At 74.8% G+C, this 22,371-nt stretch carries 24 protein-coding genes and 1 other RNA gene; 21 read left to right on the top strand and 4 right to left on the bottom strand.

Going from position 1 to position 22,371, the window contains the following annotated elements; translation table 11 throughout:
• Window positions 1-184 precede the first annotated feature (184 nt).
• Complete coding sequence (locus tag ACI79E_RS19405) at window positions 185-2,854, top strand: putative bifunctional diguanylate cyclase/phosphodiesterase (protein WP_456934205.1); 2,670 nt, start codon at window positions 185-187, stop codon at window positions 2,852-2,854.
• Window positions 2,855-2,881: 27 nt separating this feature from the next.
• Here ACI79E_RS19405 and ACI79E_RS19400 read toward each other — a convergent pair whose 3' ends face one another.
• Window positions 2,882-3,829: an AraC-like ligand-binding domain-containing protein gene (locus ACI79E_RS19400; RefSeq protein ID WP_456934204.1), complete on the bottom strand. Its 948-nt coding sequence runs from the start codon at window positions 3,827-3,829 to the stop codon at window positions 2,882-2,884.
• Between the two features lie 231 nt (window positions 3,830-4,060).
• Between ACI79E_RS19400 and ACI79E_RS19395 the strand changes: the two genes are divergently transcribed.
• On the top strand, window positions 4,061-4,936 hold the full coding sequence (locus ACI79E_RS19395; protein WP_456934203.1) for an alpha/beta hydrolase: 876 nt from the start codon (window positions 4,061-4,063) through the stop codon (window positions 4,934-4,936).
• On the top strand, window positions 4,933-5,730 hold the full coding sequence (locus ACI79E_RS19390) for an MBL fold metallo-hydrolase (RefSeq protein WP_456934202.1): 798 nt from the start codon (window positions 4,933-4,935) through the stop codon (window positions 5,728-5,730). Before ACI79E_RS19395 ends, ACI79E_RS19390 begins: the two co-directional genes overlap by 4 nt.
• Before the next feature lie 14 nt (window positions 5,731-5,744).
• On the opposite strand, the gene ACI79E_RS19385 is transcribed toward ACI79E_RS19390, so the two are convergent.
• Window positions 5,745-5,981: a hypothetical protein gene (locus ACI79E_RS19385; protein ID WP_456934201.1), complete on the bottom strand. Its 237-nt coding sequence runs from the start codon at window positions 5,979-5,981 to the stop codon at window positions 5,745-5,747.
• Window positions 5,982-6,043: 62 nt separating this feature from the next.
• Between ACI79E_RS19385 and cutA the strand changes: the two genes are divergently transcribed.
• Window positions 6,044-6,376, top strand: coding sequence for a divalent-cation tolerance protein CutA (cutA, locus tag ACI79E_RS19380; protein ID WP_456934200.1), 333 nt, complete (start codon window positions 6,044-6,046; stop codon window positions 6,374-6,376).
• A gap of 110 nt (window positions 6,377-6,486) precedes the next feature.
• A complete protein-coding gene (locus ACI79E_RS19375; protein WP_456934199.1) occupies window positions 6,487-8,253 on the top strand; it encodes a putative bifunctional diguanylate cyclase/phosphodiesterase in 1,767 nt (588 codons plus the stop codon).
• Window positions 8,254-8,310: 57 nt separating this feature from the next.
• On the opposite strand, the gene ACI79E_RS19370 is transcribed toward ACI79E_RS19375, so the two are convergent.
• Window positions 8,311-8,622 (bottom strand): DUF6343 family protein, encoded by a 312-nt coding sequence (locus tag ACI79E_RS19370; RefSeq protein WP_456934198.1) that lies wholly within the window; start codon window positions 8,620-8,622, stop codon window positions 8,311-8,313.
• A gap of 45 nt (window positions 8,623-8,667) precedes the next feature.
• Between ACI79E_RS19370 and prfB the strand changes: the two genes are divergently transcribed.
• From prfB to ACI79E_RS19330, 8 genes are all read left to right on the top strand, one after another.
• Window positions 8,668-9,783: a peptide chain release factor 2 gene (gene prfB / locus ACI79E_RS19365; RefSeq protein WP_456934197.1), complete on the top strand. Its 1,116-nt coding sequence runs from the start codon at window positions 8,668-8,670 to the stop codon at window positions 9,781-9,783.
• A gap of 200 nt (window positions 9,784-9,983) precedes the next feature.
• Window positions 9,984-10,673 carry a cell division ATP-binding protein FtsE gene (gene ftsE, locus ACI79E_RS19360; protein ID WP_456923335.1) on the top strand — a complete coding sequence of 230 codons (690 nt, stop codon included), beginning with the start codon at window positions 9,984-9,986 and terminating at the stop codon, window positions 10,671-10,673.
• Between the two features lie 59 nt (window positions 10,674-10,732).
• Entirely contained in the window at window positions 10,733-11,617 is an 885-nt protein-coding gene (gene ftsX, locus ACI79E_RS19355) for a permease-like cell division protein FtsX (protein ID WP_456934196.1), read from the top strand.
• A 230-nt stretch (window positions 11,618-11,847) separates the two neighbouring features.
• Entirely contained in the window at window positions 11,848-12,027 is a 180-nt protein-coding gene (locus ACI79E_RS19350; protein ID WP_456934195.1) for a hypothetical protein, read from the top strand.
• A gap of 9 nt (window positions 12,028-12,036) precedes the next feature.
• Complete coding sequence (gene smpB, locus ACI79E_RS19345; RefSeq protein ID WP_456934194.1) at window positions 12,037-12,513, top strand: SsrA-binding protein SmpB; 477 nt, start codon at window positions 12,037-12,039, stop codon at window positions 12,511-12,513.
• Window positions 12,510-13,433 carry an NADP-dependent oxidoreductase gene (locus ACI79E_RS19340; RefSeq protein ID WP_456934193.1) on the top strand — a complete coding sequence of 308 codons (924 nt, stop codon included), beginning with the start codon at window positions 12,510-12,512 and terminating at the stop codon, window positions 13,431-13,433. The genes smpB and ACI79E_RS19340 overlap by 4 nt, the downstream gene beginning before the upstream one ends.
• On the top strand, window positions 13,430-14,335 hold the full coding sequence (locus ACI79E_RS19335; RefSeq protein WP_456934192.1) for an amidohydrolase family protein: 906 nt from the start codon (window positions 13,430-13,432) through the stop codon (window positions 14,333-14,335). Before ACI79E_RS19340 ends, ACI79E_RS19335 begins: the two co-directional genes overlap by 4 nt.
• The gene (locus tag ACI79E_RS19330) at window positions 14,335-14,703 is read left to right on the top strand and encodes a VOC family protein (protein ID WP_456934191.1); all 369 of its coding nucleotides are present in this window, start codon (window positions 14,335-14,337) and stop codon (window positions 14,701-14,703) included. The genes ACI79E_RS19335 and ACI79E_RS19330 overlap by 1 nt, the downstream gene beginning before the upstream one ends.
• Before the next feature lie 4 nt (window positions 14,704-14,707).
• Here ACI79E_RS19330 and ACI79E_RS19325 read toward each other — a convergent pair whose 3' ends face one another.
• Window positions 14,708-15,028 carry a GYD domain-containing protein gene (locus tag ACI79E_RS19325; RefSeq protein WP_456934190.1) on the bottom strand — a complete coding sequence of 107 codons (321 nt, stop codon included), beginning with the start codon at window positions 15,026-15,028 and terminating at the stop codon, window positions 14,708-14,710.
• Between the two features lie 99 nt (window positions 15,029-15,127).
• Here ACI79E_RS19325 and ACI79E_RS19320 point away from each other — a divergent pair, with 99 nt between their 5' ends.
• From ACI79E_RS19320 to ACI79E_RS19285, 8 genes are all read left to right on the top strand, one after another.
• Complete coding sequence (locus tag ACI79E_RS19320; RefSeq protein ID WP_456934189.1) at window positions 15,128-16,111, top strand: N-acetyltransferase family protein; 984 nt, start codon at window positions 15,128-15,130, stop codon at window positions 16,109-16,111.
• Between the two features lie 3 nt (window positions 16,112-16,114).
• Entirely contained in the window at window positions 16,115-16,552 is a 438-nt protein-coding gene (locus tag ACI79E_RS19315) for a protein-tyrosine phosphatase family protein (protein ID WP_456934188.1), read from the top strand.
• A gap of 10 nt (window positions 16,553-16,562) precedes the next feature.
• Window positions 16,563-17,423 (top strand): SCO6745 family protein, encoded by an 861-nt coding sequence (locus tag ACI79E_RS19310; RefSeq protein ID WP_456934187.1) that lies wholly within the window; start codon window positions 16,563-16,565, stop codon window positions 17,421-17,423.
• The gene (locus ACI79E_RS19305) at window positions 17,420-17,959 is read left to right on the top strand and encodes a carboxymuconolactone decarboxylase family protein (protein ID WP_456934186.1); all 540 of its coding nucleotides are present in this window, start codon (window positions 17,420-17,422) and stop codon (window positions 17,957-17,959) included. The genes ACI79E_RS19310 and ACI79E_RS19305 overlap by 4 nt, the downstream gene beginning before the upstream one ends.
• A gap of 46 nt (window positions 17,960-18,005) precedes the next feature.
• Window positions 18,006-19,625, top strand: a complete 1,620-nt coding sequence (locus tag ACI79E_RS19300) for an SLC13 family permease (protein WP_456934185.1) — start codon at window positions 18,006-18,008, stop codon at window positions 19,623-19,625.
• A gap of 208 nt (window positions 19,626-19,833) precedes the next feature.
• Window positions 19,834-20,973, top strand: a complete 1,140-nt coding sequence (locus ACI79E_RS19295) for a magnesium and cobalt transport protein CorA (protein ID WP_456934184.1) — start codon at window positions 19,834-19,836, stop codon at window positions 20,971-20,973.
• A gap of 170 nt (window positions 20,974-21,143) precedes the next feature.
• Window positions 21,144-21,520: a transfer-messenger RNA gene (gene ssrA, locus ACI79E_RS19290) on the top strand.
• Between the two features lie 213 nt (window positions 21,521-21,733).
• Window positions 21,734-22,237, top strand: a complete 504-nt coding sequence (locus tag ACI79E_RS19285; protein ID WP_456934183.1) for an RICIN domain-containing protein — start codon at window positions 21,734-21,736, stop codon at window positions 22,235-22,237.
• The last annotated feature ends 134 nt before the right edge of the window (window positions 22,238-22,371 follow it).

Genomic DNA, 22,371 nt, shown 5'->3' with positions numbered 1-22,371 from the left:
CCCCCCCCCCCCCCCCCCCCCCCCCCCCCCCCCCCCCCCCCCCCCCCCCCCCCCCCCCCCCCCCCCCCCCCCCCCCCCCCCCCCCCCCCCCCCCCCCCCCCCCCCCCCCGCGGCCCGTACAGGGGCACGCCCGCACCGTCGATGCCTCCCCGACGGATCGGACCGAGGCAGGCGGTGGCGGGTGGTGGCAGGGGTGTTCCAGCGGATCGGCTGGTGGGCGACGCCGGCCGCCGGGTGGGCGGTGCTCGCCGTCGCCGCGCTCGTCGGCTTCGCCACGGTGCACGGCACGAGGGTCGCCGACGTGCTGTACCTCGGCGTCATGGCCGCCGCCGCGACGGCGGCCTGGGTGGGCGCCGCCCGCCAGGGCCTGCAGTCCGCTGCGGCCCTGGTCGCCCTCGGCCTCACCCTCACCCTGGCCGGTGACGTGGTCTGGTTCCTCCACGCCTGGGCCGGTTCCTTCCCGGACATCTCGCACGCCGACGTCGCCTACCTCGCCGGCTACCTCGCCCTCGCCCTCGGCCTGTGGCGGATGGCCGACACCCGCGGCCGCTCGCGGGAACAGCAGCTCGACGGCTGGCTGGACGGGGCGGGGGTCTTCGTCGCGACGCTCATCCTCGTCTGGCAGCTGTCGGTCGCCGGCACCATCACCGACACCTCCGTCCCGGTGCTGACCCGCATCGTCTGGGCGCTCTACCCGGCGCTGGACGCCGCCTTCATCGGCCTGGTCTTCCGGCTGGTCACCACCCGGTCCCGCGGCGAGCGGGCGCCCCTCGCCGTCGCCGCCGGTGCCGCCTGCTGGCTCGGCTCCGACATGGGCTTCCTCCTGCTGGCCGACCCCGGGTTCGTCAGCGTCTGGTTCGACACCGGCTGGCTGCTCGGCGCGCTGCTGCTCGCCGTGGCCGCCGGCTCCCGCGGCCGGGAGGGGCGCACCGCGGCCGAGCCGGTGGACGCCGTCCCGTCGCTGGCCCGGCTCACGGTCAGCCTCGGCGCCCTGCTCGTGCCGGCCGCCCTGGAGCTGCTGCGCGGGGTCACCGGCGCCACCCGTGCGCCGGTCACCGTGCTGGGCGGCACCACCGTGCTCGCCGCGCTGGTCTTCCTCCGGGTCGCCCGCGTGCTGCGCGCCGAGGCCGCCGCCCGCGCCCTGGTCCGCTCCCAGCAGCGCTACAGCGCGGCCCTGGCCCGGCACTCCTCCGACGCCGTCGTCGTCCTGGGCGAGGACGGCAGCCTGCTCAGCGACCCGGCCACCCTCACCGCCCTGCTCGGCGCCGCCCCGGCGGCCACCGCGACCGGGGGCGACCTGCTGCGCCTCTCCGGTGTCGACCCGGACCGCGCCCGCGAGGTGCTGCACCGCGGCCTGCGGGCCGGCGGCGCCGTGGTGGACGCCGAGCTGCCGTGCCGGCGGGACGGGGACTGGCGCTGGCTGGGTGTCCGGCTGGCCGATCTGCGCACCGACCCCGACGTCGGCGGCGTCGTCGTCCACCTCACCGACATCACCGACCGCAAGCGCGCCGAGGAGGCGCTGGCCCACCAGGCCTTCCACGACACCCTCACCGGGCTGGCCAACCGCGCGCTGTTCGCCGAGCGCGTCGACCGGGCGCTGCGCGACCGCGCCCGCGGTGGCCGCTCGGCGGCGGTCGTCTACATCGACCTCGACGGCTTCAAGGCCGTCAACGACACCCTCGGGCACCAGGCCGGGGACGCGCTGCTGCGGGAGGTCGCCGACCGGCTGCGCTCCGCGGTCCGTGCCGGCGACACGGTCGCCCGCCTCGGCGGTGACGAGTTCGCCGTCCTCGTCGGGCAGTCCGGTGACGGGTCGGAGGAGGCCGGGACCACTGCCGCGCGGGTGCTGGACCTGCTCGCCCGGCCGATCGAGCTCGCCGGCCAGCGGGTCTCGGTCACCGGCAGCATCGGCATCGCCGTCGCCCACGACGACGCCACGGGGGAGTCCCTGGTCAGGGACGCCGACATCGCCATGTACTCCGCGAAGGTCTCCGGGCGCGGCCGCGCGGTCCTCTTCGACCCGGCGATGCGCGTCGCCGCGGTGGAGCGCCGCCGGCTGGAGCAGGAGCTCACCGAGGCGCTCGCCGGCGACCAGTTCCGGCTGGTCTACCAGCCGGTCGTGGACCTCGCCGACGACCGCGTGGTCGGGTTCGAGGCGCTGCTGCGCTGGGACTCACCCGTGCTCGGCGCCGTCGCCCCCGACGTCTTCGTGCCCATCGCGGAGGACCTCGGCCTCATCGGCGACATCGGCGCGTGGGTGCTGCGGGAGGCCTGCCGCACCGCGGCGGCCTGGCGCCGCGAGCACGCCGTCGCGGCCGACACCACGATGGCGGTCAACGTCTCGGCGGTGCAGCTGACCTCCCCGCAGCTGCTCGACGACGTGCGCGCCGCCCTGGCCGCCAGCGGGCTGCCGGCCGCCGCGCTGGTCCTGGAGATCACCGAGACCGCGCTCGTGGGCGACCCCGAGCGGGCCGCCGCCTCCCTCACCGCCCTGCGCGAGCTGGGGGTCCGGCTGGCGCTCGACGACTTCGGCACCGGCTACGCCTCCCTGGGCTACCTCCAGGACTTCACCGTCGACGTGCTCAAGATCGACCGCTCGTTCGTCGCCACCATCCCGGCCGACGGCGACCTGCCGCCGATCGTCCGCGGCCTCATCGACCTGGCCCGGGCCCTCGGCCTCGACGTCGTGGCCGAGGGCGTGGAGACGCCCGCCCAGCGGGCGCGGCTGCAGGCCGGCCGGTGCGGGCGGGCGCAGGGGTACCTGTTCGCCGCGCCGCTGGAGGCGACCGACGCCGAGCTGCTCCTGCTCGGCCAGCGCCCCGGCGCCCCCACCGCGGAGCGGCCGCGCGGCTGAGCCCGCCGCGCCCAGCGGCCCGTCCGGTCAGCCGGCCGACCGCTGCCACTCCCGCGGGGTGGTGCCGTAGGCCGCGCGGAACCGGCGGGCGAAGTGGCTGGGGTCGCTGAACCCGCAGCCCCGCGCGACGGCCGCGATCGAGCGGTGCCGGGCGGCCGGCGAGGCGAGCTCCGCCCGTGCGGCCTCCAGCCGCTGCTCGATCAGCCACTGCTCGAGGCTCACGCCGGCGCGGGCGCAGACCTTGTACAGCTGCCGGACCGACACGTTGTGCGCGGCCGCGAGGCGCTGCGGGGTCAGCCCGGGATCGGTCAGGTGCCGCCGGGCGTAGGCCAGCACCCGGGTGGCCAGCGTCTCGGCGCGGACACCGGCCACCAGCCGGTCGGGGGCCGCGGCCGACACCAGCAGGGCCCTGACCAGCTCGGTCGTCGCCGTCCCGAGGATCGCGGCGGCCGGGTCGTCGGTGAGCCGGTCGGCGTCCCGGGCCAACCCGACCAGGTGGTCGCGCACCAGGTCGTGCAGCGGGCTGGCCCGCAGCCGGGGCGCGGCGGCCCGGACGACGTCCGGCGGGAGGCCCAGCTGCTCGGCGGGGACCTGGAAGGCGCGCGAGCCGCCGGACCCCGACCAGGAGAAGGAGTAGGGCACCCGCAGGTCGTTGAGCATCAGCTCGCCGGCGCGCACCTCCTGGTCGGCGCCGAACTGGCTGAACCGCCCCAGCCCGCTGGACTGCACGGCGAGGGCCACCACCGGCGGGTCGCCCTGCCGCACGTGCCGCGGCGTGCGCACCAGCCGGAACCCCGACGAGTCGGTGGTGAACAGGTCGGCCCGGCCGTAGCGCCACAGGTGCATGCGGGTGCGGACCTCCGCCGGCGGCCCCAGGTGCTCGATCCGGCAGGGCACCGACGCCTGGCCGAACGCGGCGCGGAAGGCGTCGACCCGGTGCTCGGGCGGCAGCGTGGCGGTGTCCAGCAGGAGCATCAGGATCCCTCGGGCCGGCGGGGGCGGCCGGCGGGACGTCGTCGTCGCGCGCCGGACACGGGCAGCGCCCCCGCTCGCGGGGCGAGTCTGGCAGGACCGCGTCCGGTGGTGAACCCCCTCGCCCGTGCACGCAGGGACCACAGGTGTGCAGCCAGGGACCGGCACCCGGGGCCGGCCGCTGCCAGGCTCGGCACCCGACCGTGCCCGCGCTCGCGCCTGGGAGGACCCGAGATGACCGACGCCGTCCCCACCCCGCGGCCCGCCGAGGCGCCCCCGCCCGGCGCGCCCGACACGATCGTGCTCGTCCACGGGTTCTGGGTGACCCCGCGCAGCTGGGAGGCGTGGAAGGCGCGCTACGAGGCCCGCGGCTACCGGGTGCTCACCCCGGCCTACCCGGGGTTCGAGGTCGAGGTCGAGGCGCTCAACGCCGACCCGACGCCGATCGCCGAGCTCACGCTGCCGCAGGTCATGGCGCACCTGGAGGCGGTGGTCGGGGCGCTGCCGACGCCGCCGATCCTCATCGGGCACTCCGCCGGCGGCACGCTGGTGCAGCTGCTGCTCGACCGCGGGTACGGCGCGGTCGGCGTCGTCCTCAACTCCGCTCCGACGGAGGGCGTGCGGGTGCTGCCGCTGTCGCAGCTGCGCTCGACGTTCGTCGCGTTCAAGAACCCGGCGAACCGGCACCGCGCGGTGGGCCTGAGCGAGGAGCAGTGGCGCTACGCCTTCACCAACACCTTCAGCGAGGAGGAGTCCCGGCGGCTCTACCAGCGGTACGCGATCCCGGCGTCGGGCCGGATCCTGTGGAGCTCGGTGCTGGCCAACTTCATGCCCGGCCCGCAGGACGCCGCGGTCGACTACGCCAACGACGCCCGGCCGCCGCTGCTGTTCGTCTCCGGCGGCGAGGACCACATCATGCCGCCGAGCGTGCAGCGGTCGAACGTCAGGCACTACCGCTCGCCGCACACGGTGACCGAGCACCGGGAGTACCCCGGCTTCGCGCACCTGCTGCCGGCCCAGGAGGGCTGGGAGGAGATCGCCGACTCCGTGCTCGACTGGGCGGTCGAGCACGCCCGGGGCAGCCGGCCCGAGGTGGCCGGCGCGCAGTGACGGCCGGGTCCGTCCGGCTGACCCACGTCGGCGGGCCGACCGTGCTCGTCGAGGTCGGCGGCTGGCGGGTGCTCACCGACCCGACGTTCGACCCGCCGGGCCGGCGCTACGCCTTCGGCTGGGGCAGCTCCAGCCGCAAGGTGGCCGGGCCGGCGTTCCCCGCCGCCGACCTGCTCCCGGTCGACGCCGTCCTGCTCAGCCACGACGGCCACGGCGACAACCTCGACGACGCCGGCCGCGCGCTGCTGCCCGCGGCCGGCGTCGTCGTCACCACCCCCTCGGGCGCGCGGCGGCTCGGCGGCGGCGCCCGCGGACTGCGGCCCTGGGAGACGACGGTCCTCACCGCGCCCGGCCGCCCGTCGATCGAGGTGACCGCGACCCCGGCCCGGCACGGCCCGCCGCTGACCACCCCGATCTCCGGGGAGGTCACCGGCTTCGCGCTGCGCTGGGAGGGGCAGGCCGACGGCGTGCTGTGGATCTCCGGGGACACCGTCCTCTTCGACGGGGTCCGGCGCGTGGGGGAGCGCTTCCGCGTCGGCACCGCGCTGCTGCACCTGGGCGGGGTCCGCTTCCCCGTCACCGGGCCGCTGCGCTGGTCGATGACCGCCCGCGACGCGGTCGAGCTGTGCCGCGTGGTGCGCCCGCGCACCGCCGTCCCGGTGCACTACGAGGGCTGGACGCACTTCCGGCAGGGCCGCGAAGCCGCCGAGCGGCAGCTGGCCGCCGCGCCGCGGGAGCTGGCCGCGCTGTTCCGCTGGGTGCCGCTCGGCGCCTCGGTGGAGCTGCCGGCCTGACCTCCGGACGGCGGTCAGCCGCCCCGCTGCACCTCCGCCTGCACCACCCCGCGCAGGGCCGCGAGCAGCTGGGCGTCGTCGGTGTCCCCGCGCTCCAGCGCGCCGCGGGCCGCGTCGGGCAGCAGACCGGTGTCCACGGCGTCCAGCCAGGTCACCTCGTCGCCCACCCGGCGTCCCACCTGCAGGCTCGCCCCGTCGGGCCGCAGCACGTACTCCTCGCTGTCGAGCCGGATGCTCATCTCGTCGCTCATGGCAGGCCCCTACCCCGCGCGGCGGCTGCTGCACGCCCGAGGGCGGGGGAGAGGATGGGCCCGTGCAGGAGGAGTGCTGCGAGGTCGTCGTGACCGCCGCCGACGCCGACTGGCTGGCCGGCTACACCCGGACGCTGGTCGAGGAACGGCTGGCGGCCTGCGGGCACCAGGTGGCCGCGATCCGGTCGGTGTACCGGTGGGACGGGGCCGTGCACGACGAGCCGGAGGCACGGGTGGCGCTGCACACCCGGCGGTCGCTGGTCCCGGCCGTCGTCGCCCGCACCGTCGAGCTGCACCCCTACGACGTGCCCTGCGTGATCGCCCTGCCGCTGGTCGACGGCAACCCCGAGTACCTCCGGTGGGTGGTCGCCGAGACGAGGGAGCCGGAGCACTGACCGCCGGACAGCACCGCGCGCGCCGGGCGGGCCACACCGGCGCCCGCACCGCCGCCCCACCCGACCGACCCGCCGCCGCGAGGGGCGGCCCGCACGCCGCAGGAGGGCACGTGGCACGACGCCCGGGGCAGCCCGAGCTGCCCCTCGACGTCCGCCGCCGGGTGCAGGGCCCCACCAGCTCGGCGGTCGTCGTCGAGGCCGTGCTCGACGCGCTGCCGTCCCCGACGCTGCTCATCGACGCCGAGGGCACGGTGCTGCTGGCCAACACCGCGTGGGGGAACGCCGCCGACGTGCTCGGCGACGACCGCATGCGGATCGGCGTGGACGGCGACTACTTCGCCATGGCGCGGCGGCTCAGCGGTGACGCCGGCACCGAGTCGCTGGTCGACCGGCTGCGGGCGCTGTCCCGCGGCGAGTGCGCCTCGGTGCAGGCCGACTACGCCCTCGAGCACCCCGACGGCACCCGCTGGTTCCACCTCCAGGCCTCCCGGGTCGACCAGGCGGGCCAGGTGGTGGTGACCCACACCGACGTCACCTCCCGGGTCGCGGCCGAGCGGGCCTCGGACTGGCGGGCCCGCCACGACACCCTCACCGAGCTGCCCAACCGGGCGCACCTGCACGAGCTCATCGACGCCGAGCTGCAGCGGCCCGACCGCGGGCCGGTCTCGGTGCTCTTCCTCGACATCGACGGCTTCAAGGACGTCAACGACTCCCTCGGCCACGAGGCCGGTGACGACCTGCTGCGCCAGATCGCCCGCCGCCTGACCGGCTCGACCCGCGCCGGTGACACCGTCGGCCGGCTCGGTGGTGACGAGTTCGTCGTCCTGTGCCGCGACTGCGACACCGGCGGCGCCGAGACGCTGGCCGACCGCTGCCGCAGCAGCGTCGACCGGCCCTTCGACCTCGGCGGCCGCATGGTGCGCCTGGGCGTGAGCATCGGCATCGCCACCGCCGCCGACCCGCTGGCACCGCAGGTCCGGTCCGCCGACCTGGTCCGGGACGCCGACCTCGCGATGTACGCGGCCAAGGCGGCCGGCCGCAACCGGGTGCGGCTGTTCACCGCCGACCTGCGCACCGCCGCCCAGCGACGGGCCACCGTGGCCGGCGAGCTGCGGGAGGCGATCCTCGACGAGCAGCTGGTGCTGCACTACCAGCCCGTCGTGCGGCTGCCCAGCCTGCGCTGCAGCGGGGTCGAGGCGCTGGTGCGCTGGCAGCACCCGAAGCGCGGACTGCTCCAGCCCGCGGAGTTCCTCCCCGTCGCCGCGCAGCACGAGCTCATGACGCCCCTGGCGCGGTGGGTGCTGCGCGAGGCCGCCGGACAGGCCGTCGCCTGGGGCCGGGCCGGGCTGCGGCTGATCACCAGCGTCAACATCAGCGCCAGCCAGTTCGCCACGGGCACCCTCGTCCGCGACGTCCACGACGCGCTCACCGCGACCGGGCTGCCGCCCGAGCAGCTGGTCGTGGAGCTCACCGAGACGTCGGTGGCCCAGGACGCCGAGCGGGCCGCGGCCCAGTTCGCCGAGCTGCGGCGCTCCGGCGTCGAGGTCTCCATCGACGACTTCGGCAGCGGCTTCTCCTCCCTGGCGCAGCTGGTGACCATGCCGGCCGGGGTGCTCAAGATCGACCGCAGCCTGGTCGCGTACCCCGAGGGACGGCGGAGCAAGGCGGCCGCCGCCGTCGCCGCGATCGTCGCCCTGGCCCAGGCCTGCGGCGCGCGCTCCCTGGCCGAGGGCGTCGAGACCGCCGAGCAGCTGCAGATGGCCGTGGAGCTGGGCTGCCAGCTCGCGCAGGGCTTCCACATCGCCCGGCCGATGCCGGCCGCCGAGGTGGCCGACTGGGTGGCCGCCCACCAGCAGCACCGTCGCGTGCCCGGCTGAGCAGCGGACCGGCCCCGCCGCAGGGGCGCGCCGCGCGCCCGCGGCTGGGGGCCTCCTTCAGCCCGGCTCGCCGCGCCGCTTGCGGCGCACGACGACCACCAGGTCGACGGCGGCCACGGCGGCGAGCACGAACAGCACCACGGCGGGCCACACCGGCAGGGGCGTCGCCAGCCAGACGAGCCCCCCGGCGACGCAGACCACCAGGCCGAAGGCGGCCAGCACCAGCCGCAGGGTGAGCGCCGACTGCGCCGGTGCCGCGCCACCGAGGCCGGCGGTGGGGTCGTGGTGGTCGGGGAGGCCGCGGGCGTACTCGTCGCGGGACCGCGGCTCGTGGTCGGCCCGCGACCGGGGCCGACGGGGCTCGCTCATGCCGGGCCACCTACCCCGCGCCGGAGCGCACTACCCTGGGTCGACGTGGCCGCTGACTTCTCCGTCGTCCTGGACGAGCTCGACACGACCCTGAAGTCGATCGAGGCTGTCCTCGACGTCGACCGACTGCGCCGCGAGGTCGCGGAGCTGGAGCAGCAGGCCGCCGCCCCCGACCTCTGGAACGACGTCGAGGCCGCCCAGGCCCTCACCTCCCGGCTCTCCTACCTGCAGGGGGACCTGCGGCGGGTGGAGGAGCTGCGCAGCCGCCTCGACGACGTCGGCCTGCTGCACGAGATGGCCGCCGAGGAGGGCGATGAGGCCACCACCGCCGAGGCCGAGCGGGAGCTGGAGAGCCTGCGCAAGGCGATCGACGAGCTCGAGGTCCGCACCCTGCTGTCGGGCGAGTACGACTCCCGCGAGGCGCTGGTCACCATCCGCTCGGAGGCCGGCGGCGTCGACGCGGCCGACTTCGCCGAGATGCTCATGCGCATGTACCTGCGCTGGGCGGAGCGGCACAAGTACCCCGTCGAGGTCTACGACGTCAGCTACGCGGAGGAGGCCGGCATCAAGTCGGCCACCTTCGCCGTCAAGCAGCCCTACGCCTACGGCACCCTCTCGGTGGAGCAGGGCACCCACCGGCTGGTGCGCATCTCGCCGTTCGACAACCAGGGACGCCGGCAGACCTCGTTCGCCGGGGTGGAGGTGCTCCCGGTCGTGGAGCAGACCGACCACGTCGACATCCCGGAGAACGAGATCCGCATCGACGTCTTCCGGTCCTCGGGGCCGGGCGGGCAGAGCGTGAACACCACCGACTCCGCCGTCCGGATCACCCACCTGCCGACCGGCATCGTGGTCTCCTGCCAGAACGAGAAGAGCCAGATCCAGAACCGCGCCGCGGCGCTGCGGGTGCTGCAGGCGCGGCTGCTGGCCGTGCGGCAGGCCGAGCAGCGGGCCGAGATGGACGCGCTGAAGGGCGAGGGCGGCAGCAGCTGGGGCAACCAGATGCGCTCCTACGTGCTGCACCCGTACCAGATGGTCAAGGACCTCCGCACCGAGCAGGAGACCGGCAACACCGCCGCGGTCCTCGACGGCGACATCGACGGGTTCATCGAGGCCGGCATCCGGTGGCGCCGCCAGCAGGAGACCGTCGCGGCGAGCTGACGGCCGCGGGAGCTCGTGCGCAGGAGCCCCGGGCGTCCCGTTCGTCACACCGTTCGCACGGCCTCGCGCGGATTGGGCCACGCTGGGTGAGCGGCCACCCGGGGGCTCCCCGGGGACCGTCACGCTGCGCGGATCCTGTACCGGGGCGTTCCGTGGCGAACGGACCAGGATGCGCCTCGGGGAAGGTACCGTGGCGCCTCGTGATCGAACTGCAACACGTCACCAAGCTGTACCCGGCGAGCTCCCGGCCGGCCCTCGATGACGTGTCGACGGAGATCGACAAGGGCGAGTTCGTCTTCCTCATCGGTTCCTCCGGCTCGGGCAAGTCGACCTTCCTGCGGCTGCTGCTGAAGGAGGACGACCCGACCTCCGGCACCGTCACCGTCAACGGCAAGACGCTCAACACCATGAGCAAGTGGCAGGTGCCCAAGCTGCGCCGCACCATGGGCTGCGTCTTCCAGGACTTCCGGTTGCTGCGCAACCGCACCGTGGCCCAGAACGTGGCCTTCGCGCTGGAGGTCATCAACAAGCCCCAGCGCACCATCAAGCGCGTCGTCCCCGAGGTGCTGGAGATGGTCGGTCTCGAGGGCAAGGCCAACCGGCTGCCCGGCGAGCTCTCCGGTGGTGAGCAGCAGCGGGTCGCCATCGCCCGCGCGTTCGTCAACCGGCCGCTGGTGCTGCTGGCCGACGAGCCCACCGGGAACCTCGACCCGGAGACCAGCGAGGGGATCATGCTGCTGCTGGAGCGGATCAACCGCACCGGCACCACCGTGATCATGGCGACGCACGACTACCACATCGTCGACTCCATGCGCCGCCGCGTCATCGAGCTCAACGGGGGCGTCGTCGCGCGCGACCAGTCGCGCGGCGTCTACGGCGTCGGTCGCTGACCCCGGCCCCTCCCGCCGGGTCGCCGACCCCCGCCAGCTGAACTCCAGACAGGGAATCCATGCGCGTCAACTTCGTGCTCTCCGAGGTGGCCACCGGGCTGCGTCGCAACCTGACCATGACGGTCGCGATGATCCTGACCACGGCCATCTCGCTCGGCCTCATGGGCACCGGCCTGCTGATCGCCGGGATGATCTCCGACATGAAGGAGATCTACTACGACAAGGTGCAGGTCTCCATCTTCCTGGCCGACGACGTCACCGACGACCAGCGTTCGTCGATCGAGCAGCAGCTCGCGGACTCACCCGAGGTGGCCTCCTACCTCTACGAGTCCAAGGACGAGGCCTACGAGCGCTTCCAGCAGCAGTTCAGCCAGCAGCCGGAGCTCGTGCAGAACACCCCGCCGGACGCGCTGCCGGAGAGCTTCCGCGTCGAGCTGGTGAACCCCGAGCGCTACGAGGTCATCGCCGCGGAGTTCCCGAACGGGCAGAACGGCGTGGACCAGGTCCGCGACGAGGGCGACTTCCTCGACCGGCTGTTCAGCCTGCTCAACGGCGCCCGGAACGCGACGATCGCCGTCGCCGTCGTCCAGGCGCTGGCGGCGCTGCTGCTGATCTCCAACACCATCCAGCTGGCGGCGTTCAACCGGCGCAACGAGACCAACATCATGCGGCTGGTCGGCGCCTCCCGCTGGTACACCCAGCTGCCGTTCATCCTCGAGGCCGCGCTGGCCGGGTTGATCGGTGCGCTGCTCGCCGTCGGCGGGCTGGTGCTCACCAAGGTGCTGTTCGTCGACAAGACGCTGGCCGGGCCGATCAAGGCGGGCATCATCCCCCCGGTCGACTGGGGCGCGATCGCCTTCATCAGCCCGATCATCGCCGGTGCGGGGGTCGGCCTGGCCGCGGTCGCCGCCTACGTGACCCTGCGCCTGTACGTGCGCCTGTAGGCCCGCACCTCCTCCCCGTCGAGATCGCGGGATCTCGCACGCCCCGGCCCCCGGATCCGTGCGAGATCCCGCGATCTCGACGTCGTCAGGGACACCCGGGATTGCCCCCTGTTCGCGTCGGGTAAGGGGGACGTGCCTCAGCGTGGAGGCGACTGCCGGAGAACGGAGAGCGCGGTGGTGGGGACCTTGCGGCGGCTGTGGGCCGGGCTGTGCCCCTGCGGGGAGTGCCGGTGAACGCGCTGGACCGGGCGGTGGAGGTCGCCGTCGCCCCGTTGTGGCTGGCCTGCACGGCAGGCTGGGGCGTGACCTCGGCGCTGATGCTGACCTGGACGGCGGCCCGGGGGCGGACGCCGTCCCGCGGCGAGGCGCTGCGGGAGAACGGCGAGGTCCCCCTCCGTTCCGTCGCCTAACCTGGGGACATGCCGCGTGAACAGGGGCGGAAGCTCATCGCCCAGAACAAGAAGGCGCGGCACGACTACTCGATCCTCGACACCTACGAGGTGGGTCTGGTGCTGACCGGCACCGAGGTGAAGAGCCTGCGTGCCGGCCGTGCCTCCCTCGTCGACGGCTTCGCCACGGTGGACGACGGCGAGGTCTGGCTGCAGCACGTGCACATCCCCGAGTACACGCAGGGCACGTGGACCAACCACGCCCCGCGCCGCAAGCGCAAGGTGCTCATGCACCGCGCCGAGATCGACAAGCTGATCGGCAAGACCAAGGAGGGCGGCCTGACCCTCGTGCCGCTGGACCTGTACTTCAAGGACGGCAAGGTCAAGGCCACCCTCGCCCTCGCCAAGGGCAAGAAGTCCTACGACAAGCGGCACGACATGGCCGAGCGCGACTCCCGCCGGGAGATCCAGAAGGCGTTCGGCCGGTACGTGAAGGGCCGCCGGTGAGGGGTGCGGCCTACGACCGCTTCGGCGGTCTCGACGTCCTGACCGTGCGCACCGACCTGCCCGAGCCGCCGGTCGGCCCCGACACGGTGCTGGTGCGGGTGCACGCGGCCGGGGTCAACCCGGTCGACATGGCCATCCGCCAGGGCCTCCTCGCCGGCGCCTACCCGCACCACTTCCCGATCGTGCCCGGCTGGGAGCTGGCCGGCGTCGTCGAGGCGGCCGGCCCGGCGGTCGTGGACTTCCGCCCCGGCGACGAGGTCTTCGGCTACGTCCGCCGCGACGACGTCCAGTGGGGCGCGATGGCCGAGCTGGTGCCGGCTCCGCAGCGCTGCCTGGCGCACAAGCCGGCGTCGCTGTCCTTCGCCGAGGCCGGGGCGCTGCCGCTGGCCGGGCTGACCGCCTACCAGGCGCTGACCGAGGTGCTCGCGGTCGGCGAGGGGGAGCGGGTCCTGGTGCACCGGGCCGCCGGCGGGGTCGGCTTCAACGCCGTCCAGATCGCCGTCGCCCTCGGCGCCCACGTCGTCGGCACCGCGTCGCCGCGCAACCACGGCTTCCTCCGCGACGCCGGGGTCGCCGAGGTCGTCGACTACTCGGCCGGGCCGGTCAGCGCGCAGCTGTCCGAGCCGGTGGACGCCGTCCTGGACCTCGTGGGCGGGGAGACGCTGGCCGACGCCCGCGGGCAGGTGCGCGACCGGGCGCGGATCGCCAGCGTCGTCGACCCGGCGGTCAACGACATGGGCGGCCGGTACGTCTTCGTCCGGCCCGATGCCCACGACCTCGAGGAGCTGGGCCGCATGGCCGACGCCGGCCAGCTGCGGGTGCCGATCGCCAAGGCGTTCCCACTGGAGCAGGTGGCCGACGCGCAGGCCCTCGTCGCCGACGGGCACGTGCGGGGCAAGGTCGTGGTCACGCTCCGATGAGCGGGCCGGACGGGGTGGCGCCGCCGGTCGACGACGCCGACGTCCCGCGCTACTGGCGCGAGCTGGGCCTGCCCGGCCTGGTCGACGTGCACGTGCACTTCCTGCCCGAGCGGGTGCAGGCCAAGGTCTGGGCGTACTTCGAGGCGGCGGAGACCCACTACGGCGCGGCGTGGCCGATCCGCTACGCGCTGCCCGACGACGAGCGGCTGGCGGTGCTGGAGCGGCTGGGCGTCCGGGCGTTCCCGACGCTGCCCTACCCCCACAAGGCCGGCATGGCCGCCTGGCTCAACGACTGGTCGGCGGCGTTCGCGCACGAGCACCCGCGCGTGCTGCAGTCCGCGACGTTCTACCCCGAGCCCGAGGCGCCGCACTACGTCGCCGAGGCGCTCGACCGCGGCGCCCGGGTGTTCAAGGTGCACGTGCAGGTCGGCGCGTTCGACCCGCGGCACCGGCTGCTGGACCCGGTGTGGGCGCGGCTGGAGGAGACCGGCACGCCGGTGGTCATCCACTGCGGCTCCGGCCCGCTCGCGGGCGAGCACACCGGCCCCGAGCCGATGGCCGGGCTGCTGGAGCGCCACCCCCGGCTGCAGCTGGTGATCGCCCACCTCGGGATGCCCGAGTACCGGGAGTTCCTCGACCTCGCCGAGCGGTACGAGCGGGTGCACCTGGACACCACGATGTTCGCCACCGACTTCACCGAGCGGCTCATGCCCTTCGACCCGGCCGACCGGCCGCGGCTGGCCGCGCTGCGCGACAAGGTCCTGCTCGGCACGGACTTCCCGTCCATCCCCTACGACTACTCCCACCAGCTGGCCGCGCTGCACCGGCTGGAGCTGGGCGAGGAGTGGCTGCGCGCGGTCCTCTGGGGCAACGGCGCGCGACTGTTCGGAGTGGAGGCCTGATGCCGCGGTTCGCGCTGACCGCCACCGTGCTGGACACCCCCGACCCGCAGGGGCTGGCCCGCTTCTACCAGCGGCTGCTGGGCTGGCCGCTGCGCGACGACGACCCGGAGTGGGCCACCCTGCGCCCGGGGGACGGCGGCCCCGGGCTGTCGTTCCAGCGCGAGGAGCAGCACGTGCCCCCGGTGTGGCCGGCCGGCCCCGGCGACCCCCGGATGCAGCTGCACCTCGACATCGAGGTCGACGATCTCGACACGGCGGTCGCGGTCGCCGTCGAGGCGGGCGCGACCGTCGCGCGGTTCCAGCCGCAGGACGACGTCCGGGTGTGCCTGGACCCCGCCGGGCACCCGTTCTGCCTGTTCGTCCCGTGAGACCTCAACCCGGCCCGGGAGCGTAGTGCGGGTGCAGCGCGGCGGCCCGGTCCAGCTCCTCCGGGGAGAGGAGGACGACGGTGCGCACCCGCGCCACCCCGCCGCCGCTGATGGTCAGTGACAGGGCCGCGGCCGCGGCGGCGTCGGGCAGCTCGACGATCGCGTAGACGTCCTCCTCCCCGAGGGCGAAGTCGAAGGTCTCCAGCCGCCCCTGCAGGTCGAGGACGGCGTGCTCGAACACGCTGCGCCGCGCCGACCCGCCCGCGGCCATCACCGCCCGGGCCCCCTGCGGTGAGTACGAGGCGATGACGAGGAAGCGGGGCACGGGGCCCTCCTCTCGGCGGTGTCCTGCGATGCTCGCGGCGGGCGTCCGGCGGCCGCAACCCGGTCGCCACGGCGGGGCGGCGTCCCTACGCTGCGACCCGTGGCGCAGCTGCCCGCGGGCCTCACCGCGCGCCCGCTGATCCCCGGGGACGTCGGCGCGGTCGCCGTCCTGCTCGCCGCCGCGGAGCCGCTCGACGGCACCGGGGAGCACCTCGACGCCGACGACCTCACCGAGTGGTGGGCCGGCGACCTCCTCGACCTGCCGCGGGACGGCCTGGCGGTGTGCGACCCGGACGGCGCCGTGGTCGGCTGGGCGACCGCGACGGCCTCGCGGGGCGTGCGTGACGGCTTCCGCGTCTGGCTGGAGGGCCGGGTGCACCCGGGCTCCCGGGGCCGGGGCGTCGGGCGGGCCCTGCTGGACTGGCAGCTGCGGCGCGGAGCCGAGCTGCACCGCCGCAGCCACCCCGAGGTGCCCGGCCTGCTGGCCGCCTCGACGTACCCGGCCATGACCGCGCTGGAGGGGCTGCTGCGGCGGGCGGCGTTCACCCCCGAACGCTGGTACCGCGACATGGAGCGGCCGCTGCGCGACCTGCCGGAGGTCCCGCCGGTGCCCGGCATCGAGCTGGTGCCCTTCACCCGGGACCGCGACGAGGAGGTCCGGCTGGCCCACAACGCGGCCTTCGCCGAGCACTTCGGCTCCGCCGAGCGCGATCCGGTGGTGTGGCGGTCGTCGTTCACCGGGCAGCGGGCGTTCCGTCCCGACCTGTCGGTCCTCGCCCTCGCCGACGGGGCGGTGGTCGGCTACGTGCTGGCCTACGTCTTCGCGGCCGACACCCGGGCCACCGGCGTCCGCCAGGTCCACCTCGGGCAGGTGGGCGTACTGCGGCCGGCGCGCGGCCGCGGGGTCGCCGCCGCGGCGATCGCGACCGCCCTGCGCGCCGCCGCGGCGGCCGGCTGCGGGACGGCGGGACTGCAGGTCGACAGCGAGAACTCCACCGGCGCCCCCGCCCTGTACGCGCGGCTGGGCTTCGAGCCGGTGCGCACCCGCACCTCGTGGGTGCACCGGCTGCCGCCCGCGGGCTGAGCGGTGTCCGGCGACGGGTCGTGGGGCAGCGGCGCCGGGGTGGTGACCCTCCCCGGCGGTGCGCGGGTGCGGGGCCGGCGGCTGGGCGCGGCGGCGGAGCCGGCCGACCTCACCGTCGTGCTCGGCGCGGGCCCGCTCCCGTCCTGGGCGCACCGGCGGGTGCGCTGGCCGGACTTCTGGGTGCCGAGCGACCGCTCCGACGCCCTCGACGCGCTGCGGGAGGCACACCGGCGGGCGTATGCGGGGGAGCGGGTCGAGGTGGCCTGCTCCGGCGGCGTCGGTCGCACCGGCACGGCGCTGGCCGCGCTGGCCGTGCTCGACGGGCTCCCGGCCGCGGACGCCGTCCGGTGGGTGCGCGCCGCGTACCACCGACGGGCGGTCGAGACGCCGTGGCAGCGGTGGTGGCTGCGCTCGGTCGGCGGGCCGGGCCGCCCTCGCTAGGGTGCGCCGCATGGTCAGCGCCGATCAGCCCACCCCCGACGTCGCCCGCGCGCACCGCGCCGTGGAGCCGCTGCACAACCACCTCTACTTCGCGCCGGAGCACGACGAGCACCTGTCCGCGGCCGGTCTGCGACCGGGGCGGATGTGCTACGTCGCCGGCCGGGCGGCACCGATGGGCGCGGTCGGCCCCGGCCTCGTGACCGCGACGTTCTACAACTTCGCGCCGACGGTCGTGGCCCGCCACCTCCCGCGGGCCTGGACGCTGGCCGGCCCGGAGCAGGTCCTCGCCGCCCGCCTGGCCGCGGCCCGGGCCTCCCTGACCCGGCTGCTCGGGACGCCGGGGGCCCCGGAGGTCGACGAGCTGGCCGGACTGGTCCGGGAGGCCTGCGGTGTGCTCACCCCCGAGGGGCGGCCGCTGTACGCCGGCCACGCGGACCTGCCCTGGCCGGACGAACCGCTGCTGGTCCTCTGGCACGGCGCCACCCTGCTGCGCGAGCACCGCGGGGACGGGCACGTCGCCGCGCTGCTGCGGCACGGCCTCTCCGGCCTCGAGGCGCTGGTCACCCACACCCTCACCGGGCGGGGCTTCACCGAGGCCGCGGCCAAGGCCACCCGCGGCTGGAGCGACGAGGAGTGGGCCGCCGCCGCGGACGCGCTGACCGCTCGCGGCCTGCTCGCCGACGGGGCGCTCACCGACGCCGGCCGCGAGCTGCGGGCCACGATCGAGGCCGAGACCGACGAGCTGTCGGCGGCTCCCTGGCGGCACCTGGGCGCGGAGCGCACCGCGCGGGTCGTCGAGCTGGGCCGGCTGCTGTCGGGCCGGCTGGTCGCCGGCGGCGCCTACCCGTCCGGCACCTTCGCCGCCCGGTGACCGACGCGCCCCGCCTGCCCGAGGCCGCCGACGACGGGCCCACCGCCGACCTGCTACGGGTCCGCCGCGGCGGCCGGCTGTCCACGCTGGACCGCCTGCTGCTGCACAGCCCGCCGGTCGCCGAGGGCTGGAACGCGCTGCTCGGGGCGCTGCGCGGCGGGACGACGCTGCCGGCCGACCTGCGCGAGCTGGTGGTGCTGCGGGTCGCCGTGCTCAACGACGCCGCCTTCGAGTGGGCCGCCCACGAGCCGATCGGCCGCCGCGCCGGGCTGGCCGACCTGCAGCTGCGGGTCCTGCGGCAGCCCGACGCCGCCGCCGAGCCGGTCTGGACGCCGGTGCAGGCCGCCGTCCTGGCGTTCACCGACGCCTCCACCCGCGCGGTCGCCGTCCCCGACGAGGTGTTCGCCGCCGTCCGGGTGCAGCTGGACGACCGCCAGGTCGTCGAGCTGACCGCGCTGGTGGCCGGCTACGCGATGGTGTCGCGCTTCCTGGTCGCGATGCAGGTGCCGCCTCCGGACGGAGAGGTCACCGGATAGGGGCGGAGTTCCCTATGGTCGGGGGCACAGTCTCGATGGAGGCGTCATGACCACCACCGACCGGGGGACCGGGTCCGGGCAGCGGACCGACGTCGACGCGGCGTTCCGCGGCTCCGCCACCTACCGGAGCCTGGGGGAGCAGACCCTCAGCCCGGCCGAGGAGCGGTTCGAGAAGGGACGACGCACCCTGGGGCTGTTCCTCGCCCCGGTCGTCACCGTCGCCTTCGCGCTGCTGCCCTTCGACCTGCCGCGCGACCAGCACCTGCTCGCCGCCGTGCTGCTGGGCGTCATCGTCCTGTGGATCACCGAGCCGGTGCCGATCCCGGTCGGCGGCCTCATCGGGGTCGGGGCGATCGTCGTCCTCGGGGTGGTGCCGGCCGACGACGCGCTGGCACCGTTCGGGTCGACGACGGTGTTCACCTTCATCGGGGCGTTCATCCTGGCCGCCGCGATGCTCAAGCACGGCGTCGCGCGGCGGTTCGCGATGACCATCCTGTCGATGCGGTGGGTCGGCGGCTCGACCGCCCGGGTGGTCATCGCGTTCGGGCTCATCACCGCCGTGCTCTCGGCGTTCGTCTCCAACACCGCCACCGTGGCGATGCTGCTGCCCACGGCGATCGGCATCCTCTCGGTGATCGCCAAGCTGCTGCAGGACAAGGAGATGGTCGCGCCGGACTTCGACCCGCTGCGGCTGCGGGTCGGCGTCGCGCTGATGCTGATGCTGGCCTACGGCGCGAGCGTCGGCGGGCTGATCACGCCGGTGGGCACCCCGCCCAACCTGATCGGCCGTGGCCTCATCGAGGAGGCGACGGGCGAGCGGATCGGCTTCCTCGACTGGATGCTCATGGCGCTGCCGATCTGCGCGCTGATGTTCGTGGCGCTGGCCGCCGTCCTCCTGCTGCTCAACCGCCCGGAGATCCGGCGGATCGAGGGCGTGCACGAGTACGTGCAGCGGGAGCGCGCCGAGCTGGGGCCGGTCACCCGGGCGGAGCGGAACACGCTGGTCGCCTTCGCCATCACCGTGCTGCTGTGGATCACCCCCGGCGTGGTCGCGCTGGTCGCCGGCACCGAGTCGGACCTGTACACGACGATCAGCGACCGCCTCGACGAGGGCATCGTCGCCGTCCTCGGGGCCTCGCTGCTGTTCCTGCTGCCCACGGACTGGAAGGCGCGGGAGTTCACGCTCAACTGGTCGGACGCCGCGAAGATCGACTGGGGCACGATCCTGCTGTTCGGCACCGGGATCATCTTCGGGTCGCTGCTGGCCGACACCGGCCTGGCCGAGACCATCGGGACGAGCTCGTCGGACGCCCTCGGGCTGACCAACACGTTCGCGATCACCGTGTTCGCGGTGCTGCTCGCGATCGTCATCTCGGAGACGACCAGCAACACCGCCTCGGCCGCCGTCGTGGTGCCGATCATCATCCCCGTGGCGGTGGCCGCGGGGATCAACCCGTTCGTGCCCGCGCTGGCCGCCACGTTCGCGGCGTCGTTCGGGTTCATGCTGCCGGTGTCCACGCCGCAGAACGCGATCGTCTACGGCTCCGGCGTCGTGCCGATCACCCGGATGATCCGGTCGGGGATCTCCTTCGACGTCCTCGGCGCGCTGCTGATCGTCGTCCTCCTGCCGGTGATGATCGACCTGGTCCTCGGCTCCGTGGGGTGATGTCCACCGGCCGGACGGCGACCGGCAACCGGAGCGTGTCACGATGGAGGACGGCCTGCTGACCTGAGGCCCGGACGACGGGAGGAGTGCGAGCGCGTGCGCAGCGAACCGCCCAGTACCGGCACCGGGGTCGGCACCGCCTAGCGCGCTCGCGCGGGTGCGGACCCCCGTGTGTCCCCCCGCTCCAGCGTCCCCTCGGGAGTCCGTCGTGGCCGACCGCCGCCGTGCGTCCCTCACCGCCCTGTCCCTCGGCCGCCGTCCGCGGCCCGGGCTGACCCTCGCGCCGCCGCCGGCGCCCGCGCCCGCCCCCACCGAGCGGGACCGGCACTCGCTGATCGTCGACAACGCCGTCTACTCCTCCGGCCGGCGGGTGGCCACGCCGGCGACCGTCGCGGAGAGCCACGCGTGGCTGGCCGAGGACCCCGAGCGCCTGGTCTGGCTGGGCCTCTACCGGCCCGAGCCGGGCGAGCTGGGGGAGCTGGCCGAGCAGTACGACCTGCCCGAGCTGGCCGTCGAGGACGCGATCAAGGCCCACCAGCGGCCGAAGTTCGAGCGCTACGGCGACACCCTGTTCGTCGTCCTCAAGGCCGCCCGGTACCTCGACGCCGTCGAGGAGGTGGAGTTCGGGGAGCTGCACCTGTTCCTCGGGACGAACTTCGCGATCACCGTCCGGCACAGCGAGTCCCCGGACCTCTCCCGAGTGCGCCGCCGGCTGGAGAGCGAGCCCGCGCTGCTGGAGAAGGGCAGCGAGGCGGTCCTCTACGCGATCCTGGACGCCGTCGTCGACGGGTACTCGCCGGTGGTCGCGGGGCTGGCCAACGACATCGACGAGATCGAGACCGAGGTCTTCCGCGGCGACCCCGGCGTCTCCCGGCGCATCTACGAGCTGTCCCAGGAGGTGCTGGAGTTCCAGCGGGCCGCCCAGCCGCTGACCGGCATCCTCGCCGCCATCACCGCCGGGTTCGACAAGTACGGCGTCGACGAGGACCTCCGCAGCTACCTGCGCGACGTCGCCGACCACGTCACCAGCGTCAACGAGCGGGTGGAGGGCTTCCGGCTGCAGCTGCGCGACATCCTCACGGTCAACGCGACGCTGGTGGCGCAGCGGCAGAACGAGGAGATCCGCGAGCTCACCGAGGCCTCGATCGCGCAGGGCGAGGAGGTCAAGAAGATCTCCGCCTGGGCGGCCATCCTCTTCGCGCCGACGCTGGTGGGCACCGTCTACGGGATGAACTTCGACTCGATCCCCGAGCTGCACTGGCACCTCGGCTACCCGTTCGCGCTGGTGCTGATGGTCGGGGTGAGCGTGACCCTGTACGCCGTCTTCAAGCGCCGCGGCTGGATCTGAGGGCCCGTCTCCCCACCTCCCCGTCGACCATCGGACCCGTGCCGGCCGACACGCCGTGCTCGCGCGTGTCCCGCAGCACGAACTCCGTGATCGACGGGGTGACGGACGCCGGGAGCGGCGGGGGAACAACCGGCTTGCCGGTGCCGTTACCCTGGTCGCACAACTACACAGGGGGTGAATGGTCTCGACTTCGGTCGTGTAGCCAGGGGAAGCGAGCCGAGGAAGGCAACGATGAGCTCGTTAACCACGCGTTGCAAACCAATCAAGCGCCGACTCCAGTCAGCGCGACTTCGCCCTCGCTGCCTGACGGCAGCGTAGGCGGGTCTGTCAGCCCGGGTTCGTCATCGGCCCGGTGCCTGGCATCAGCTAGATGACTCACCGTGCGTGCCGGTCGCGGGCGCGCACGGGACACCTCACAGCGACTGGGCCCGTCACACCGTCTCGTCCGTGAGATCGGTGGGGTCGAGCAGAGACGAAGCGGACTGCGCTCGGAGAAGCCCTGGATGTGCGTCGGAGGACGCGGGTTCGATTCCCGCCACCTCCACCCCTGTACGAGAGCCCCGCGAGGACGTCGTCCTCGCGGGGCTCTCGCGCGTCCGTGGTCGGGGGCGGCCTGACGCCTCGCCCGGATCCGGCTGTTCAGCCCGTGAGCAGCCGCACGGTCCCGTGGAAGACCCGGCGGCTGAGCACGCCGCGTATCAGGACCGCCCGGTGCGGACTCCTCTCCAGCGTCCCCGTCGTACCGACACCTGGAGACCGAATGTCCAAGCCGTCCTGGTTCTCACGCACCGCCCTGCTCGGCCTCATGGCGACCTGCGCGGCCCTGGTGGGGATCGCGCCCGCGTCGGCCGCCCCGGCCCAGGCCACCGCGGCCGCCGCACCCGCCGCGGCCCTGCCCGGCGTCACGACCCTGGACAACCTCGCGACCCGCTTCGTCCTGGACAGCAACCACCGCGGTGAGGTCTACACCCTCGGTCGCAACGGCGGCGCCTACCAGTCGTGGATCGTGACGCCCTCCGACCACGGCACCGTCACGTTGCGGAACGTCGCGACCAACCGCTGCCTGGACAGCAACACGAACCGGCAGGTCTACACCCTCGGCTGCAACGGCGGGTCGTTCCAGAAGTGGCTGGTCAAGTCCGGCGCCTACGACACCGTCGTGCTGCAGAACCTGGCCACCGGCTTCGTCCTCGACAGCAACCACGAGCGGCGGGTCTACACGATGCCGGTCAACGGCGGCTCCTACCAGATGTGGCGCCCGTGACCGCCTGAGCGACCGGGACCGACCCGGCGACACTCGAGGAGAGCCCCGTGCGGACCGCCGTCCGCACGGGGCTCTCCCGCGGCTGCCCGACCGGCCGGGACCGCCGGCGCCCGCTACGTTCGCGACCAGGGGCG

The sequence above is a fragment of the Geodermatophilus sp. SYSU D00079 genome (assembly GCF_054050635.1).
This window is presented reverse-complemented; position numbering and strand designations above follow the sequence as displayed.

Bases quoted from the DNA above. Each gene is read 5' to 3' on its own strand.
- ACI79E_RS19300 (WP_456934185.1), top strand. From the start codon at position 18,006: ATGACCACCACCGACCGGGGGACCGGGTCCGGGCAGCGGACCGACGTC.
- ACI79E_RS19335 (WP_456934192.1), top strand. From the start codon at position 13,430: ATGAGCGGGCCGGACGGGGTGGCGCCGCCGGTCGACGACGCCGACGTC.
- ACI79E_RS19400 (WP_456934204.1), bottom strand. From the start codon at position 3,829: ATGCTCCTGCTGGACACCGCCACGCTGCCGCCCGAGCACCGGGTCGAC.
- ACI79E_RS19310 (WP_456934187.1), top strand. From the start codon at position 16,563: ATGGTCAGCGCCGATCAGCCCACCCCCGACGTCGCCCGCGCGCACCGC.
- ACI79E_RS19385 (WP_456934201.1), bottom strand. From the start codon at position 5,981: ATGAGCGACGAGATGAGCATCCGGCTCGACAGCGAGGAGTACGTGCTG.
- ACI79E_RS19330 (WP_456934191.1), top strand. From the start codon at position 14,335: ATGCCGCGGTTCGCGCTGACCGCCACCGTGCTGGACACCCCCGACCCG.
- ACI79E_RS19285 (WP_456934183.1), top strand. From the start codon at position 21,734: ATGTCCAAGCCGTCCTGGTTCTCACGCACCGCCCTGCTCGGCCTCATG.
- ACI79E_RS19370 (WP_456934198.1), bottom strand. From the start codon at position 8,622: ATGAGCGAGCCCCGTCGGCCCCGGTCGCGGGCCGACCACGAGCCGCGG.
- ACI79E_RS19395 (WP_456934203.1), top strand. From the start codon at position 4,061: ATGACCGACGCCGTCCCCACCCCGCGGCCCGCCGAGGCGCCCCCGCCC.
- smpB (WP_456934194.1), top strand. From the start codon at position 12,037: ATGCCGCGTGAACAGGGGCGGAAGCTCATCGCCCAGAACAAGAAGGCG.
- ftsX (WP_456934196.1), top strand. From the start codon at position 10,733: ATGCGCGTCAACTTCGTGCTCTCCGAGGTGGCCACCGGGCTGCGTCGC.